The sequence below is a fragment of the Peribacillus cavernae genome, assembly GCF_003989135.1.
Classification (GTDB): Bacteria; Bacillota; Bacilli; order Bacillales; family DSM-1321; genus Peribacillus; species Peribacillus cavernae.
The window spans coordinates 297561-314754 of record NZ_RYZZ01000001.1; the positions used below are offsets into that span (position 1 = coordinate 297561).

The following is a 17194-nucleotide window of genomic DNA, read 5'->3' on the forward strand; positions in this document are numbered from 1 at the left end:
GCAGCAGGATTCTCGGCGTGCGCTGAAGTTTTCCATGCCACCTTCAATACGGTCTTTAAAGAATATACGTTTGAGTTTTACTATTATCCTCTAATTCTAATGAAACACTCTAATTATAACATTTTCGCAAAATAAAAATATCCCAATAAGGTTGACCCTATTGGGATGAATGGTTACAGCATATGTAAAAAACACTTTAGGGGAATTTTCATCTTACTTCTAATAATCTGGGATTACAAACCTTCGTGATCTCAGCGTTAATCTTGATATTTCTATCTAGACTGTCGATTCCATAAAATCCTGTTTTCTTACCTCTATCTACTATTTTCTGGAAGCACGTTACATTAGTTAATGATGGAAACTTTAACAGATTTAACGCCCCAATTCAGTGCCGTATGTTCTTCAGGGAAAAAGATATCGATTTCATTTCCATCAATTGCTCCACCAATATCCTCTGCAGTAGCATAGCCATATCCCTCCACATGAACCTTTGAACCTAGCGGGATAACATTCGGATCTACCGCAATAACCTTTTCATTAGGATTTTTTCTGAGGTTGACACCGGTTTTAGTCACTCCGGAACAACCCTCACAATATGCGGTATATGCCGTTGATTTTACTGTAAGAGTTTTTCCAAGTGACTCCTTTTGCCGCTCAAGAGATCCCTCAGATCCCTCCAATGAGTCGAAAGCTATTTTTTGGTTTGGAAAGATCAAATCTGTTTGCAAATGATTCCAATCTTTTAAGTTATCAACTGACACTCCGTTCTCTCTTGCAATCTTCCAAAGTGTATCGCCTTTTTTCACTATGTATTGTTTTCTTTCTGGTGAAACTTTTAATTGTTGATCTGGATAAATGGTATTCGATGATAAATGATTCCACTTTTTAACTTGCTCTACGGAGACCTTATAACCCTGCGAAATACTCCAGAGAGTATCCCCTTTTTTGACGGACACCTCCTGTGCATCTGCATTTGCTCCAATGGTTCCTGTAAGTGCCGCTGCTACAATAAAAGAAAATATTGCTTTTCTCATTATGAAAAGCCTCCCTGTTCATTATTTTCATTATCTTAACATAGAAAATAACTACATAAAGAACAGACAGATTATATTTCAGTTGCGAAAATGTCATCACTACAACAATCAAGTTACATACTTTTTTCTAAGAATCCGATTAATTTACAGGAAAAAGAGTTAACCCTTGCCACAAATGGCTTTTTAATACGGTTGGTGCATAATGGAAATATTAAATTTTCATGATTACCCTCAAAATTGGTGGGGCTTTTTCGAATAACTACACTATTTCAAAATAAGGTTCAAAAACACAATCGCGATTTATAATTTATTTCTATAGAAATCTGTCCATCCTTTTAGTCCAATCTTTTTTTAGAGCAGCTTCAAGCATTGTATTAAAAAATCCACTAAACGTTGTCATTATTATTCTTGATGGCGCCTGGACAATCGTGTCTCCCGAAAGAACCACATCCTCTTATATCATCCTTAATAAAAAATTTACGTTCCCTTTAGATGGCTGAAATGATCCAAAGTTATACTGAAAGTACATCTGAAGGGAGGAATCAGAAGTTGTCAAAATTTCAAATCGCACCGGTGTTCTTCCTGTTACTCCTCATTCTGGGAACATATGAATACAATTCCACTTCAACCTCACTAAAACCGTCAGCATCCAATAACTACATTCAAGTTCAATTGTTGGGCGTCAATGATTTTCATGGCCAGCTTAACAAATATCAAAGCCTGTCAGGGACCAAGGCAGGGGGCGCTGAATACTTGGCTGCCTATTTAAAACAATATAAACAGGAAACCGAAAATACACTCCTTGTTCATGCTGGTGATATGGTTGGAGGAAGTCCGCCTATCTCCTCTCTATTTCAAGATCAACCAACGATTGAATTATTAAACCTTTTGAACTTTGATGTAGGGACACTTGGAAATCATGAATTCGACGAAGGCGTTAATGAGATGAAACGCCTTATTCATGGAGGGTTTCATGAAAAAACAGGCACTTTTCCAGGTTCCAATACCTCTTACTGCTCCGCAAACGTCATTGATAAAAAAACCGGTACCCCGTTGTTACCACCGTATGTGATTAAACAAATAAACGGAATCAACATTGGGTTCATTGGTGTGGTCACAACCGAGACCAATCAGTTTGTTCTCCCTGAAATTCGAAAAGAAGTAAAAATTATTGATGAAGTTTCGGCGATTAATCAAACAGTTGAGCTATTAAAAGAAAAAGGGATAAAATCCATTGTGGTACTCGCCCATGTTGCAGCTAAATCTGATTTGACAGGAACAAATCCTTCTGAAGATTTAGCGGAGATGGCTCCAAAAATTGATGATGAGGTCGATGTCATCTTTGGCGGCCATAACCATAAATATGCTAATACCGAGGTAGACGGTAAACTAATCGTTCAATCTTATTCTTATGGGAAAGCTTTTTCTCAAGTAAAGCTTAGCCTTGACCGACATACAAAAGATATTGTTAAGAAGAAAGCAAACATTATAGTCACGTCACATCATCAAATAGAACCCGATGAAGAAACGATTACTCTTCTAAATAAATACAAAGAAAAAATGGACGTCTATACAAATACAATAGTAGGAGAAGTTCCTGAAGGATTTGCACGGAAGCAAAATCCAAACGGCGAATCCCCATTGGCGCAAATAGTTGCGGAATCCGGACGGACGGCAATGGAATCAGAGATTGCTTTTGTCCATCACGGCGGGATCCGGGCAAGTTTAAAGAAAGGGGAAATTACGATTGAAGACCTTTATACAGCCTTACCGTTTAACCATAGTGTAGTGAAGCTGACCTTAACTGGAGACCAAATAAAACGTGCATTAGAACAGCAATGGATGGAAGACAAAGAAAACATTTTGCAAACTGCAGGCTTAACGTATAACTGGAACCCGGATGCCCCGATTGGCAGCCGTATTCTTGTAGTGAAAGACTTGCAAGGCAAAGAACTACAGCCAAACAAGGAATATACAATTGCGGTTAGTAATTATTTAGCTTCAGGCGGCGATGGCTTTACTGTCTTTAAACAAGGGAGACTCGTAGAATCAGGTCCACTAGTTGTGAGTGCACTTAAGCACTATATACAACAGAAGTACCCTCGCGAAGTTGTTCTCCGATAATACAGAGCACCTTTCTGGAAAATAACAGACAATCGCTTCCATATTTCCGGAATGCCAAAAAGCGGGAGCCTATTATATGGACTCCCGCTTTTCCTTACTCTTGATATTTAGTTAAATTATCAGGCGTCCATCCTCATGGTAAGAGACAGTACATGCTGTCCAAGTTCTTAAGGAATTTATCTCGATTGTTCAATAAGTCGATGAAGGACCATCCTAAATCCTTCTTTTTCATTATTGGTGATTTCAGTGACGACAATATCATTAGTTCCACCGTGAACATAATACTCCCCTGCTCCACGGAAGGAACGAATAAAAAACGCAGGAATACTTTTATCTTTATTATGGCCTGTATTAATTAGCCAAGTCATCTTCATTCTGAACACCCCCGCAATAGTATCTATAAAAATCCTTTAACAAAATGGTTCAGTATCAAAGTCTGGATACCATAATTCGACAAATCGACAAAAAAGGAACATCCAAATTATCGACGTATTGGTTAAGTATACGACTACCTACCATACGAAAGGATGATTTGGATGCTTACCCATTATACCATGGAGTTTGAAACGAAAACAGTTCCCTTTGTCATTGTACACCAACAAGAAATTCCATACGTTTATCAAGATTCTGGATTATATTGTCAGATCGTGTGAACCAATAAAAGTGCACACTGTCCTAACTGTGGCGCATGGTCAACGTCCGTCCGTGAATATCTTCCGAAAGTCGTACTAGCAGGAACGTACAACGGAGTGTTAATTTAGCATTCGTAGTCCTCTTTCGATAATATACGAAAGCAATTCTTCGCAGTAGCACTCCCGTTATATTGATTTTATTCAAAAAACATATTTCAGTGCCTTTTTTTCACGATGGTACAAGTCATTTTATCTAATTGACATAAAATAACTTAAAGAAATTAAAAGGAGAAAACACTGTACGACGTAATGGGAGAACCGATAGAAGCTGTATGAACATCGCTGTTAGGAGAATGAGAACACTACTTTAACTCCTATTATGGATCCCGACAAAGAGAAACCAAGAATACAAAAATGCATGGAAAGTTAGAAACTTTGAAGATAAAGGAGGCCATTTTATTTATGTCCTTAGATAATAAAGATGTGGAAAGATTTCAGTCTGATAAAAGTGTTATCTTGTCTGATGATGAGATAAAGTCTATTCATTTTTGGATATCCCAAATGAGACAATATCGTTTTCGAAGCATAAAGGAAAAAATCAAAAAAGCAAAAAACACATTAAAGTTAAAATACAATGTGATTGGAAGTGGGGTTAATCGAATTGTCTATGACCTTAATAACGGCTATATAGTAAAAATAGCTATCTCTAATTTGGGACTTAAAAGCAATGAAACTGAATTCGACATATACACACACTGTCCACAGGAAATAAAACGATATCTTTGCCCAATGAAAGAGTTTGGTCATGGTTGGATTATTATGAAGAAAATGAAAGCAAAAGTACCCTGGCAGATCATCGAGATTACAAAACTAGTAGATTTGCAAGTAAAATTTGTTAGTTACGGAATTTTGCCACTGGATTTGAGGATGGCAAATGTGGCGTTATCGGATGAAAATGAAATTGCTGTTGTTGATTATGGACATTTCATTAGGGGACTTAACAGCCCACATTTTAGATGGTTTGATTAAAATCACTATAAGCCAAAAAGAAGGGTCCTGCCCCTTCCTTTTTATTTTTCTACAAAATCCCATTTAGTATATCAGTGATCTTTTTCCACATAATCCTTTAAAAATTTTCCTAAAAGTTCTTGCCATCCTTCTCGATGTGATTGTTCCCATTCCTCTGTCAGTAATCCAACAGCATGATGAGAAAGTTTTAATAATGTGCCTCCATCTTGCTCTTCTAGCGCAAACGTATATGCACTATTTACAGCACCTTTCATACCAAGCATGCCATTCAATCGGATTTCTTCATTTCCCTTTATATATGTGATGGTGCCCCAAACCGCACCTCCACCATCATTCCATTCTTCAGTAAAAAGGCCTCCTAATTTTGGTTCCATACGCATTTTTGCCTCTTTTTTACCGACGCGATACTGCCACCAATTGCCAATGTTAACGGTTAGGGCTTCATACACTATTTCTTTTTCTGCCTTGATAAATACTTCTTGCTCAATCTAGTAACATATCGAATTGCATTTCACAACTTTTAAAAAAACCCCATTACAAAAGGGTGGAAAATAGATTTAGATACATTTCCCCACATGAAGTTAAAGCTCTTACATGCAAAACCTTTACTTGATTTTAATACCAACTTAATAAAATTTTGGAATGATAGTTTTGGAGTTTACTATTAAACTACTAAAGTATGTGGGGGCATTTAATATGTTAAAAGTTAAGAAAAAGGGTCTTTTTAAGATCGTACTCGCCACCGGTGTGGCCTTTAGCGCATGGCCTTCTCTTTCCGACAAGAACCCAACCGCTTATGCGAGCGAAACAAGCAATGTTTTAATGAATGAAAATTTTGACGGCATCGCTAACGGGAGTGTGCCTGAAGGATGGAAACTCCTACAGGGAAATGCTTCAGTAAACGACGGTAAGCTGGTATTAAGCTCCCCTTCCTCTTCTAGTCCTGCCAGAGTGATCGTTCCTTTAAGCAAGAAAGATGGTGACTTTGTATTTGAAGCAGATATGACCTTCCAGGCAGCGGCTGACGATGCAAGATGGGCCTCTATCATGTATCGTATTCAATCCGGAAATTATCCTTACTATCAATTCGCGGTCAGAAGAAATACAACTGCTTTAAATGGATTGGAATTTGCGATGAGGAATGAAAAAAATCAATGGGAGGTACCCGAAAGTACTTTTTATCCTGAGAAGTTCGCGTTTAATAAAACATATCGCCTCAAGGTGGTTTCAAGTAAAAACCGTGTTCAACAGTTTATTAATGACAAATTGGTCATAGATACTGATCTTGCAACAAAATGGCCTTCTGGCGATGTCGGTTTTCAAGCAAACGGAACAACCGTACAGTTTGATAACGTAAAAGTTACTTCGCAAACGATAGCATTACCGCCAATAGAAAATTCAAATGCATTTATCCCAAAGGAAGCGGAGACTACTATCATAAATCCCCCAACCCTTATAAGCAGTTCAAAAACAAATACTGAATCTGAAATTGCGTCTGCTGTGCTGCCGGTCCATAAGAATAGTGATGGCACCCTTATGGTAAATGAAATCTCACTAAAGGATAAACTCGCAGCTATAAAGAACAAACTGATCCCTGTCATTCAATTAGAAGAAGATGGCCTTGAAGATGAAACCATCCGTGCTTTAAATGAAACCCAAACGATCGATGTACATATAATCTCGAGCAAAGATTCCATTTTACAAACATTTAAGAACAAGTTCCCTACTGCCCGAATTGGCTTAATTTATAGAAAAAAATCTTTCACGAAAAGCGATTTAGAAGAATATGCAAAACAAATTCACCAGAACAATAGCAAAACGGCCATTATTGAGCAAAAGAACATTACTCCTGAAGTCGTTCATTATCTGCACAGCAGAACAATCGCGATTTGGGGAATCGGTACTGAATCTTCAGAATCCGCTCATGAATTAATTCACCTTGGAGTGGATGGGATCATATCTTCAAAACCTGAGTATACTTCCGAGGCCCTAACCGAATATCCCGAGAAAACGATTATCCAAAGGCCAATCGTAGCTGCACACCGTGGGGTTCCTTCCTTAAGTCCGGAGAACACTATGACGAGTTATCGACAAGCATATGACCTTGGAGCGGATTTAATTGAAACAGATGTCCAAAAAACAAAAGACGGACACCTGGTCATTATGCATGATTACACAGTAAATCGGACAACAAATGGAACAGGGAATGTAAAGGATCTTACACTTGACCAAATCCAACAGCTTGATGCGGGCGTGAAATTCGGCCCGGAATTCCAGGGCGAAAAAGTTCCTACTTTTAAGGAATATCTACAGGAATTCAAAGACAAAGAAGTTGTATTACTGGTAGAGCTAAAGGCAGCAGACATCGAACAACAGGTCATTGATGAGATAGAAGAAGAAGGTATGGCAGACAAGGTTGTCATTCAAAGCTTTAATCTCGACAGCGTCAAGAATAGCAAAGTGATAAAACCGGAGATTGGGACTGGCTATCTATACTCTTCAGCCGTTCCTGCTACCGAAAATGCCAAGCTGAAAAAAGCCCAACAGATGCTTTTATATGGAACAAGCATGAATACATCCCTTAACGCAAGCTATAGCAGCCTCTATCAGGAATTTATCACCTATATGCGTCAACGTGGAATGCTGAACATGCATTGGACTTACAGAAATGAAGAGCATCTTCATCAATCCCTCAATGCAGGAATAATCGGTCCGATTACTGATTATACTCAGTGGTTAACAAAGTCGCCTATCATGCTTGAAACACCTGTTAAGAAGGTAAAATTAGAAGTAGGAAATACGAAAACGATTGATCCCAAGGCAAAAGTTAGCTATAGAATGGATAAAAAAGAAAAAGTTCCAACTACTCTATATGCGACTGGAAAGGAAGAAATCATTCAAATTGAAGGCAACAACATTACGGCTCTAGCTCCGGGAAAGGTAAATGTCTATGTCAAACACACCTTTAAGATGCTAGGGCACGATTGGAATGTCGTCGCAGAACCGATAGAAGTAACCATTTCAGAGTAAAAAGATCGTAACGTAAGGTCTATACCCGCCGCTTAAAAACGCCTGGATATAAAATCCAGGCGTTTTTCATTATGTTGGTGCCTCTCTCATTTATGATTTTTGAACGGATTGATTTATAATATTATCCAGAATTTGATTTACTTCCTGGGCCCATTCACGGATTTCCGCACCTTTCTCGATATACTCTTTGAAAAGATGTTCCATATCACGAAAGATGGCCTGGCTTCCATGTCCTGATTGGATTACTGCAATCCTTAGCGGGATGCATCAAAATTCCCAATAAAGGTCTGAAAATTTAAAAATTGTATTGAAAATGTTCACAAAGATTCGACATCTTTTTGTCTAAAATACGATTCAAATCTTTATAGAACAAATTTCTGTTAATATAGTACATAATTGATTAGATTCATTACTACTGATTGATTTAAAGAAAGGTGAACCGTGATGAAAAATACAGAAGCAGTTATAGGAGATTCTCTTCCTATAAAAACTTATCTTTCTTGGAGCGTATTGAAAGCTATTGTAAAAGACGGAATTGTGAAGTCAAACCTTCTCGGGATGTTTGCCGGTCTTTCTGTAGCTCTGTCCATCCATAATCTGAGTTTTATCGATAATATTTTGACAGTACTCCTGGCATTATTCGGTACAGCATTTGTCGTAGGCGGGGCTGGTGCAATTAATAATTACTACGATCGGGATATCGATGCCCACATGAAGAGGACGATGGTGCGGCCAACAGTTACGGGTTCCGTTAATCCTATATTTGCGTTATGGCTTGGAATCGTGCTTGCAATTGTGGGCATCGCTTTATTACTTCTTATTTCTGGTATAACAGCGTTCGTCGGTTTTTTGGGATTGTTTCTTTATTTAGTTCCTTATACGATGTGGACGAAAAGAAAAACCATTTATAACACAGAAGTTGGCAGCTTATCTGGCGCCATTGCACCGCTGATTGGATGGGTTGCAATTTCACCGGAGGTCATCCATCCCATTTCAATCGGATTATTTATGCTTATGTTTTTATGGCAGCCTCCTCATTTCTATGCAATCGCGATAAGGCGTTTAGAAGATTACAAAAATGCAGGTGTGCCGATGCTGCCGGTTGTTAAAGGTATACACCGTACAAAAGTTCAAACGATTGTTTATTTAGTAATTCTGCTTGCATCTTCTTTTTTGTTTTTATCATTTAGTAAAGTTGTTGCCTTTACAATGTTTGGGCTCACTCTTGCTTGGATGTTGGCTGGGATTATCGGCTTTCGTAAAATGGAAGATTATAAATGGGGCACCATGATGTTTGTCTTTTCACTCAATCATTTAACCATTCTATTTTCTTTACTAATCATTGTTTCATTCATTTAATTTCCTAAGCAACGAAACAAGCCGGCTGGAACTCAATAGCCGGCTTGTTTTGATGTAAATAAAACAGGTCACTTTTCCTGAAACTGTTCATAATGAATAAGTGATTCCTTTGGCAGCAATTGTTTGGCCGCCGGTTCTTTTTCCAGATAGCCCAATCCTAGAATAGCAACTACACGCCGATCATTCGGAATCGTCAGCGTTTCCCGGACATAGCCTTCCCGTTGTGCGGATTCATTGGCATCCTCTGCATGGTAGATAGCCCCAAACGCGGCCCCCAATCCTAATTCAACCGCCGACAACCATATAAATCCACACGCAATGGAGGCATCCTGTAACCAATACTTACTCTCTTCAGGACGCCCCGTTACTACAATAGCTGCTGCAGCCTTTGCAAGCCAAGGAACAAAAGGAGTGGATTGTGCCAAATGCTGTAATGATTCACGCTTTGTCACAAGAATAAACTCTCTTGATGGTAAATTGTTTCCGGAAGGGGCCAAATAAGCTGAGTCCAATATTCGCTCCAGATCTTCATCAGGTATGGATTTATCCAAATAATGCGTGATTTCCCGTCTCTTGCGTATTGCCTCAAATACGTCCATTTAAAATCAACCTCCGCGTTTTCGTTACCCCATAAACTTGCGACAATGCTCTCCACTATGATGTACCTCTCTGTATTTATTACAGAAAAACTTTTGCTGCAATCCATTTTAAAAACCCAAACCCCGACAGTTTTAGGAGAATCTTATTCTTACTATTTTTCTGGATACAAATTGAGAGATTGTCAATTTTAAACTCATGATAGCGATCCAGAGCCTTAGGTTTTCACTCATGAAGATCGACAGCACAACAGCCTTTTACCTGAATCGTTTTTACTGTTAACTGTTTGCCTTTCGATTCAATCCACTTTTTTGCATGATCATCTAATTCAACATTCGTAGCAACATTTATCATCCTTTCTACACAATTCTAAATGGAAGAATTATTCTAAAGAGCCTCCGTCAAAATTAAAATTCCGGATAAATTTGGATAATGGTGGGAGGGTAGTTTAGGATGCAGGGGAGATTTTTTTAGGAAAACAGATAAAATCCCCATTTCTTCTCGAAGAGAAATAGGATCATCAAAAAAAGGGCAGACTACTCCCTTGGTTCAAAATCCGTTTTTTAAAAAGTTAAGCGGATAATTTTGTCCAGCCTCTATAAAGCGTTCCTGTCTCCATGACCGAGATATAAGCAAGCATATGAGATATCGTAATACACCGATCCATATGCGCTTCAACAGCTTTTTTCCCTCTTTTATGGACACGGCGCATACTCAGTCCATCTTTGAGTTGGGCAAACACCCGTTCAATGGCTGTTCGTTCCTTATATATTTTTTGAAAGGACGCCAAATGTTGAGGAAACTCCGGATCAATTTGAGGAGTTGTTTCCTGGTCGATTCGGATGGTCCTCCCTGACTTCGCTTGACTACAACATTCTGTATGACAAGCGCTGGAACAAGTAAGGCCTTCTTTTTGATACTTTTCATTGAACACTGGGCAAACCCATATGTATTGGTTGTTGGTGGTGTCCAGTCCTTTCAGTTTCATTTGATGGCCACTCATACAAACCGGGACACCATAAGAAGTCAGTTTTTGCATCCCTCTTACGTCTAATGGCTTTTCCTTGCGGTTTCTTGGGTTGATCGGTGCGATCAATTTCGCTTCTAAGATCTCTTTACACAGCGTTTGATTGTTTCCATTTTGATACACACCATCCGCGGTGACATATTGAATGGATTTGGCTATATAGGGTACATCTTCGAGAACGTCCTTTAGCGTTTCTTCGAGGGTAACGGCATCCGATCGATTCCCCTTAAAAATAGTCCGGGTCGAAGGCAGTTCCGAGTGGACCCCACAGACGACAGATGCTTTATGGCCAATGTAAGAAACCGTGTTGCTTTTTCGAACGAGACCTACATTGTCATCCGTCGGAACCTTCGGGCATTCACAAGGTTCTGGATGATCGCATGTTTTTCGTGTGGCATTCAAAGTGGCCTCGGCCTCTATATGAGAGGTATCGACAGCGACGACAGCCTCTTTTTCGATGACTCCCTGTTCAAAATTTTGGAATACCGTCATCTTGCGAACTTTTTCCCATAATCCCGTTTCAATCATGATCTGGTCAAAGCGTTCAAAGGTCCGGATTGAAGGGATCGATGAAAACCCGCATAGTGCAGCATAAGCCGGGTTGGCCTCGACTTGTGCATGTACCGTACTGACCATCACTTCAATATGAAGAAGCGGAGCCAATAAAAAAGCTTTTAGCAGAGGATAAAATCTCGTCCCTTTCCGCCCTTTCGGATCCCGAAACTGGTGAGGGGCTAGGCAGATCAAACAAAACATGTTCTTGTAGCTCTTCTTCCCTTTCCGCAGGATTTTTCTTGTGATGTTCGAGGCGTGCTTGGAGGAATTCTTGCTCATAGGAAGAAAATACAGCTTCCCATGGGAAATGGAGAGCAACCTTAGCAAAAGGCAACTGAAGGATCGTATCGGGGAAAGGGTATTCTGGAAAATGAAAAGCATCCTGAAGATAGATTACATTTGAATCATTATTTGATATAATGGTAGCAGTCATGATAGTCTCCTTTTTAATGGTTGCTCGTTACTTCCATTATACCAAAAGGTTTCTGTCATGACTTTTCTTTTTTAGTAAAACCGCAAAGTTCCCATTATCCATAAAACCCCTGTAAATAATTAGGGTGTGAATATAGAAAAAACGGATTATTTGGCCTTAAATCAGCTAAAACGGAGTTTGACAAAAAGGAAAAGCCTCGTTCTCAGTTAGGAGCACGAGACCAAATAAACTTGAGTCAATCATTAGAATGAGTGTTTACAAGGGCTTCTGAATTTTGACGGAGGCTCAAATATAAAAATTTGCGATTAATGGAGAGGCCTCTATTAATGAGATAGATCGTATAACAGAAATCGGCAAACAGGAAAAATCAGACGTTGTCATTGGTGTTGGCGGCTGAAAAACAATTGATACAGTAAAGGCTATTGGAGATAGCTTGCAAGCAATTCGTGTTATTATTCCAACGGTTGCTTCTACTGACGCTCCTACCAGTGCTCTGTCGGTTATTTATTCCGATGAAGGAGTTTTTGAATCTTATAAATTTTTTAACAAAAACCCGGATTTGATTTTAGTAGATACCCAAATTATTGCCGGTGCACCACCTAGATTCCTAGCTTCTGGAATTGCAGATGCCCAGCAACTTGGGTGGAGGCAGGACAGGTAATCGAAACAGGTTCCACTAATATGGCTGGCGGTTTAACAACAATTGCTGGCAGGGCAATTGCAGAAAAAAGTGAGGAAGTGCTTTTCGAATTTGGATTGCTTGCTTACGAATCCGTCAAACGCCAGATCGTTACCCCTGCTCTGGAAGCGGTTATTGAAGCAAACACTTTACTAAGTGGACTAGGCTTTGAGAGCGGCGGTTTAGCAGCTGCTCATGTTATTCATAATGGTTTCACAGTTCTGGATGGCGATATCCATCACCTGACTCATGGAGAAAAAGTAGCGTTTGGAACGGTTGCACAATTAGTGCTAGAAAACAGACCGATCAATGAAATAGAACGTTACATTGAGTTCTATCTCCAGCTTGGCCTCCCAGTAACATTGGAAGAGATCAAACTACAAGATGCAACAAGAGAAGACTTATACAATGTTGGAGTAGCAGCTACAAAAGAGAATGAAACCATTCATAATTTTCCATTTACTGTAACTCCAGATGATGTTGTAAACGCTATCCTTGCAGTAGATCAGTTTGCAAAAGCATACAAAGCCCGCATCGGTTTGGAAAAGTAATTTGTGATATAGAATGTAACAGAATAATAGTTTGCATTGCGATAAAGGGGTAGCAAAATGCTGCCCCTTTTTAGGTCCTGAATATATTGTGAGGTCTTTTACTCCTGCCAGCTAGGTTCTGCCAACTGATGCAGTTCAGCGTATGTCTGTTGTATCTCTTGTTCGAGCTCAATAATAAAATTAATAAGCTGGCTCAAGATTTACCTTTGTTTATTCACCGAAAACGCCATTATTGGAGTAAAGTTCTTCTAATTTCTGTTGACGGGCTTGGATTCGGTAACGTTCCTTCATTGTCATTCCTGCGAAATGCCTCTTTTTCACAGAAAAGAAAAGGCTGACCCAAAAGCACTTTATATGTCCTTTTGGGTCAGCCTCAATCAATTTTGATGGTAAATATTGAAGGTCTATTTTATTTTTGGGAAGGGTAAGTTCCAACCGAAGCGGGTAGATCATAATCTTCATTGGTATTAAATATTTCTAATATGAAACCCAAGTCTTTCATAGTATCTAAGTAAGTATATTTTAAGGCAAATTCGCCACCTTGAATCTCGTTGATTCCCCGAGCAGCCATCTTTAGCATAACATCTTCATAGTTCTCCTTTGAATCAGCATTTTCAGTTGATAGAGCGATATGGTGTAAGCCAGGGCCATGCTCTTTCAAAAATTCCGAATAAATGCTATTATCACTTGTCGGTTCAATCAACTCCCACTGCATGTTGTGAAACTCAAAACATATTGCTACTTTAAAAGTATACTCCTCTTTCTTACCATGGACAGTCATATTACTTATATTATCTTTGTTGAAATCGTATACTGTCCAAGGTCCTATACCGTAAACATCATTATACTTCTTCATGTAAGCCTCAACATCGTCCACAACTAAACCAATCTGAAGTGTTTTCCCAAACATGTTTATTTCCCCTCCTAACTCGATCATTTCAGCAATAAAAGATTAAACTTTAAATCCAACACATGTGGCAAGTTTTTTGACGCTGCTGCATTGTGTCGGTCTAACCTCCTCCGTTCGTCGTAGCGCTCTTGGCGTCTACGTACTCAGCCCAGATGCTCGACGAGCTCCAACATGTTGCCTTCGAGGTCAAGGAAGTGCGAGCAGCGCACTCGAAGCAGCGGGTAGTCCGCCGGCTCCCAGACGAACTTGACTCCGCGACGCTTAAGTTCCTCGGTCGAAGCGTCACAGCTGTCTACGGTGAAGGCCATATGTATAGGGCCTTGGATCGATGCAAACTCAGGGGGAGTACCCCCGGCGTGTGGGTTCTGCGAAGAGCCGTGAAGCTCGACGAGTTCAAAGGTAAAGCTGTTGACTGTGACGAACGCCACATTGGTCTTAAGATCTTCAAACTTCATCCTGTCCGTGACCTGGCAACCAAGCTTCTCCTCGTACCAGCGAATGCTGGCCTCCAAGTCTGCGACCGAGACAGCAATATGATGGCTCCGGGTTACAGTGCCGAGCGGGTATTCCATTGTAGTTGGTTCTGTTCTTGACATGTATCTTCATCCTCTCTCAATTTGTATAAATTCACCTCCAACCTGCAATCACTTATAATTCAAGTAATTTTGGGGAGAAGAAAATCCTATTTTTAAAAATTTTGGATTATATTTGATCGTAGATACTGTGGTTCCAACATACTGAACATCACGACAAACTTTTCGTGACGCCGACCTTACAGGCCCTGAACTTAGTCCAAATGCTCGACGAGTTCAAGCAGGTTGCCCTCGATGTCAAGGAAATGTGCGCAGCGCCAGTTCAGCGCCGGGTAGTCTGAAGGCTCTGAGCTTCCACCAAGACAGAGGATCTTGACCCCGCGGCGCTTAAGCTCCTCGGCCGTAGCATCACAGTTGTCGACGGTGAAGGCCATGTGCGCGTGTCCTTGAACCCGAACAGCTTCTTCAGGACCCCCCGGGAACGGGAACGGCACGGAGCCCTTCCGCTCGATGAGCTCGAAGCTGAATTCATTATTAATCGTGAGGACAGCTAGCCTTACGCCTAAGTCTTCGAAATTCATCGTGTTGGTGACCTTGCAGCCGAGTTTCTCAACGTACCAGCTGATGCAAACGTCGAGGTCGGCAACCGAGATGCCGATGTGATGTGCGGATCCTAGCGGGGATTTCATAGTAGTAGTTTTAGTGTTTGACATCTTCCTTCATCCTCTCTTTAATAATATCGATTAAATTCAATCCACAATCACTAATTGATTGTAAAAAGGATTCTATGTTTGTAATATTGAAAAAACGATCACTAAACATCTACCTTTTCACCTTTTACAAAAAGATGACTGTGAAGAAAAAAGCAAACGCCTCATTTGCCCTGTCGTCCTAAGAAATCTATAACTTGATTAGCAAAGGGCTTTGTTTTTTCGATTTGCGTCCAGTGTCCACACTGTGGGAAAACGTGCAGTTCAGCATTCGGCATGATTTGTGACATCTTCCAGCTGGTTTTCTCTACCGGGATAATCCGATCATCTCTGCCGTGAATCAATAATACAGGAACTCCTATTCCTTTCAATTCTTCTTCTTTTAAAGCTAAAGCATTTACATGCCTTTGCCTTGGTGCTGGGAACATCGCAGAAAATGATTCCTGAAAACCTGCTTGTATACTTGCTTCATATCTCATTTCTACAAGGTCGTCATTGGCTGCAAGGCTTTGGTCATAAGCAAAAGTAGCGATCATATCTTTCATATTCTTAAGGCTTGGTGTATATCCCCACACCTCATTCAATTCATTCGTGATTGGAAATTCAATCCCTACACTTCCCATTAGAATAAGCTTTTTAACCAGATCAGGACGCCGATTAGCGATATGTAGCGCCAAAGCTCCACCCATAGAGTTCCCTAGTATCGATACATTTTCCAAACCCTTTTTCTCCATATAAGCGATCATATGGTTAACCCATTCATCTACGGAATATTCAATATCTTTCGGTCTTTCTGTATAACCGAATCCCACTACATCCGGCGCATAAAGGTGATAATGCTGAGACAGGATGGGAAATACCAATCTCCAATTTGCCCAGGCTGAAACACCAGGGCCTGACCCATGTATGAGAAGAAGCGGTTCTCCACTCCCATCCTCATGAAAATGGGTATTGATTCCTCCCGCTTCAATATACTTTCCATGATCAGACATAATCTCATTCCTCTCAAAATATTATTTTGGAAAAATTCTTTTAAATCATTGACTTACCTTTTTTGATAAATTTATCTATTTTTTTACATCCCACTTACTTCCAATAACCCAATTGTTCCGATATCTCATTTGCTGCCTGGACTACTTTTTTTTGATAAGTAGGAAGATGATGCCGTCGAATACGTTGCACAGGCCCTATCACCGATACGGCTGCAACAACTTTTCCAGTATAATCTCGAATCGGAGCAGCAATCGAAGTTACCCCTTCTAACAGTTCTTCGACACTAATGGCGTAACCTTGTTTATTGATTTCTTTGAGTTCAAAAAGTAACTTATCGGGAGATGTAATGGTATTTGGGGCATAGGCAAGTAACCCATCTTTGATAATTCTCTCGACTAGACCCTCACTTTGGAATGCCAACATCACTTTACCCGAGCTAGTACAATATGCAGGATTCCTTTTCCCTAAATGTGTAAGGATTCTCACAGGGTGATTGCATTCCACTATTTCAAGATACATAGTATTCGTGCCTTCTAATACGGCAAGATGTACCGATTCTCCAATGTTTTTTACCATATCCCTTAAGATTGGCCTCGCCTCTTTATTAATTTGCAGCTGAGAAGTAAGTACACCGCTCAACGATAAGAATGTTAAACCTAAACGATACTTTTGGCTTTCTACATCCTTGGTTACAAATCCCTCACTTGCAAGAGTAGCAAGTATACGACTTACGGAACTCTTTCCAATCCCCAATTCACGAGATAGTTGAGTCACCTGCTTTTCCGGCTCTTCCATTGTGAAACTTTGTAAAATGCTTAAAGCATTTTTAACCGATGAGAGTAGATAATTCCCTTGCTCTTTACCTGGATCTGTATTTTTACTTTTTGTAATTACAGCCATTGTCCCACCTGAACCTCCCAGCAAAGTATTGTCTTAGACAGACTTTGTTTAAACCAATTCAAAAGGAATTTCAATTACTCGTAAGGGATAAATTGTAA

At 39.9% G+C, this 17194-nt stretch carries 16 protein-coding genes and 1 pseudogene; 5 read left to right on the top strand and 12 right to left on the bottom strand.

Features of this window, described 5'->3' with window-relative positions; genetic code table 11:
- Positions 1 to 344: 344 nt before the first annotated feature.
- Entirely contained in the window at positions 345 to 1034 is a 690-nt protein-coding gene (locus ELQ35_RS01485; protein ID WP_126863077.1) for a LysM peptidoglycan-binding and 3D domain-containing protein, read from the bottom strand.
- A gap of 549 nt (positions 1035 to 1583) precedes the next feature.
- Between ELQ35_RS01485 and ELQ35_RS01490 the strand changes: the two genes are divergently transcribed.
- On the top strand, positions 1584 to 3158 hold the full coding sequence (locus ELQ35_RS01490; protein WP_185861608.1) for a bifunctional metallophosphatase/5'-nucleotidase: 1575 nt from the start codon (positions 1584 to 1586) through the stop codon (positions 3156 to 3158).
- 176 nt (positions 3159 to 3334) lie between these two features.
- On the opposite strand, the gene ELQ35_RS01495 is transcribed toward ELQ35_RS01490, so the two are convergent.
- The gene (locus tag ELQ35_RS01495) at positions 3335 to 3532 is read right to left on the bottom strand and encodes a hypothetical protein (RefSeq protein WP_126863079.1); all 198 of its coding nucleotides are present in this window, start codon (positions 3530 to 3532) and stop codon (positions 3335 to 3337) included.
- Between the two features lie 720 nt (positions 3533 to 4252).
- Between ELQ35_RS01495 and ELQ35_RS01500 the strand changes: the two genes are divergently transcribed.
- Positions 4253 to 4819 carry a hypothetical protein gene (locus ELQ35_RS01500; RefSeq protein ID WP_126863080.1) on the top strand — a complete coding sequence of 189 codons (567 nt, stop codon included), beginning with the start codon at positions 4253 to 4255 and terminating at the stop codon, positions 4817 to 4819.
- Positions 4820 to 4890: 71 nt separating this feature from the next.
- Here the strand turns inward: ELQ35_RS01500 and ELQ35_RS01505 are convergent, their stop codons facing one another.
- Positions 4891 to 5307 (bottom strand): SRPBCC family protein, encoded by a 417-nt coding sequence (locus tag ELQ35_RS01505; protein WP_126863081.1) that lies wholly within the window; start codon positions 5305 to 5307, stop codon positions 4891 to 4893.
- A 208-nt stretch (positions 5308 to 5515) separates the two neighbouring features.
- On the opposite strand from ELQ35_RS01505, the gene ELQ35_RS01510 reads away from it, so the two are divergent.
- Positions 5516 to 7849, top strand: a complete 2334-nt coding sequence (locus ELQ35_RS01510) for a glycerophosphodiester phosphodiesterase family protein (protein ID WP_185861610.1) — start codon at positions 5516 to 5518, stop codon at positions 7847 to 7849.
- 444 nt (positions 7850 to 8293) lie between these two features.
- The gene (gene cyoE / locus ELQ35_RS01515) at positions 8294 to 9208 is read left to right on the top strand and encodes a heme o synthase (RefSeq protein ID WP_126863083.1); all 915 of its coding nucleotides are present in this window, start codon (positions 8294 to 8296) and stop codon (positions 9206 to 9208) included.
- A 68-nt stretch (positions 9209 to 9276) separates the two neighbouring features.
- Here the strand turns inward: cyoE and ELQ35_RS01520 are convergent, their stop codons facing one another.
- From ELQ35_RS01520 to ELQ35_RS22450, 4 genes are all read right to left on the bottom strand, one after another.
- Positions 9277 to 9807, bottom strand: coding sequence for a nitroreductase family protein (locus ELQ35_RS01520; protein WP_126863084.1), 531 nt, complete (start codon positions 9805 to 9807; stop codon positions 9277 to 9279).
- A gap of 223 nt (positions 9808 to 10030) precedes the next feature.
- Positions 10031 to 10159 carry a hypothetical protein gene (locus ELQ35_RS23355; RefSeq protein ID WP_281278083.1) on the bottom strand — a complete coding sequence of 43 codons (129 nt, stop codon included), beginning with the start codon at positions 10157 to 10159 and terminating at the stop codon, positions 10031 to 10033.
- 217 nt (positions 10160 to 10376) lie between these two features.
- A complete protein-coding gene (locus ELQ35_RS01530; protein WP_185861611.1) occupies positions 10377 to 11495 on the bottom strand; it encodes a transposase in 1119 nt (372 codons plus the stop codon).
- Positions 11473 to 11820: a hypothetical protein gene (locus tag ELQ35_RS22450; RefSeq protein ID WP_185861612.1), complete on the bottom strand. Its 348-nt coding sequence runs from the start codon at positions 11818 to 11820 to the stop codon at positions 11473 to 11475. The genes ELQ35_RS01530 and ELQ35_RS22450 overlap by 23 nt, the downstream gene beginning before the upstream one ends.
- A gap of 307 nt (positions 11821 to 12127) precedes the next feature.
- Here ELQ35_RS22450 and ELQ35_RS01535 point away from each other — a divergent pair.
- Positions 12128 to 13050: pseudogene (locus tag ELQ35_RS01535) on the top strand (glycerol dehydrogenase); the annotation flags it as partial.
- A gap of 409 nt (positions 13051 to 13459) precedes the next feature.
- Here ELQ35_RS01535 and ELQ35_RS01545 read toward each other — a convergent pair.
- From ELQ35_RS01545 to ELQ35_RS01565, 5 genes are all read right to left on the bottom strand, one after another.
- Positions 13460 to 13960 carry a VOC family protein gene (locus tag ELQ35_RS01545; protein ID WP_126863086.1) on the bottom strand — a complete coding sequence of 167 codons (501 nt, stop codon included), beginning with the start codon at positions 13958 to 13960 and terminating at the stop codon, positions 13460 to 13462.
- 143 nt (positions 13961 to 14103) lie between these two features.
- Positions 14104 to 14556, bottom strand: a complete 453-nt coding sequence (locus ELQ35_RS01550; RefSeq protein ID WP_126863087.1) for a VOC family protein — start codon at positions 14554 to 14556, stop codon at positions 14104 to 14106.
- A 191-nt stretch (positions 14557 to 14747) separates the two neighbouring features.
- Positions 14748 to 15206, bottom strand: coding sequence for a VOC family protein (locus ELQ35_RS01555; RefSeq protein WP_126863088.1), 459 nt, complete (start codon positions 15204 to 15206; stop codon positions 14748 to 14750).
- Positions 15207 to 15367: 161 nt separating this feature from the next.
- Positions 15368 to 16195: an alpha/beta fold hydrolase gene (locus tag ELQ35_RS01560; RefSeq protein WP_126863089.1), complete on the bottom strand. Its 828-nt coding sequence runs from the start codon at positions 16193 to 16195 to the stop codon at positions 15368 to 15370.
- 94 nt (positions 16196 to 16289) lie between these two features.
- Positions 16290 to 17096 (bottom strand): IclR family transcriptional regulator, encoded by an 807-nt coding sequence (locus ELQ35_RS01565; RefSeq protein WP_126863090.1) that lies wholly within the window; start codon positions 17094 to 17096, stop codon positions 16290 to 16292.
- Positions 17097 to 17194: the final 98 nt, after the last annotated feature.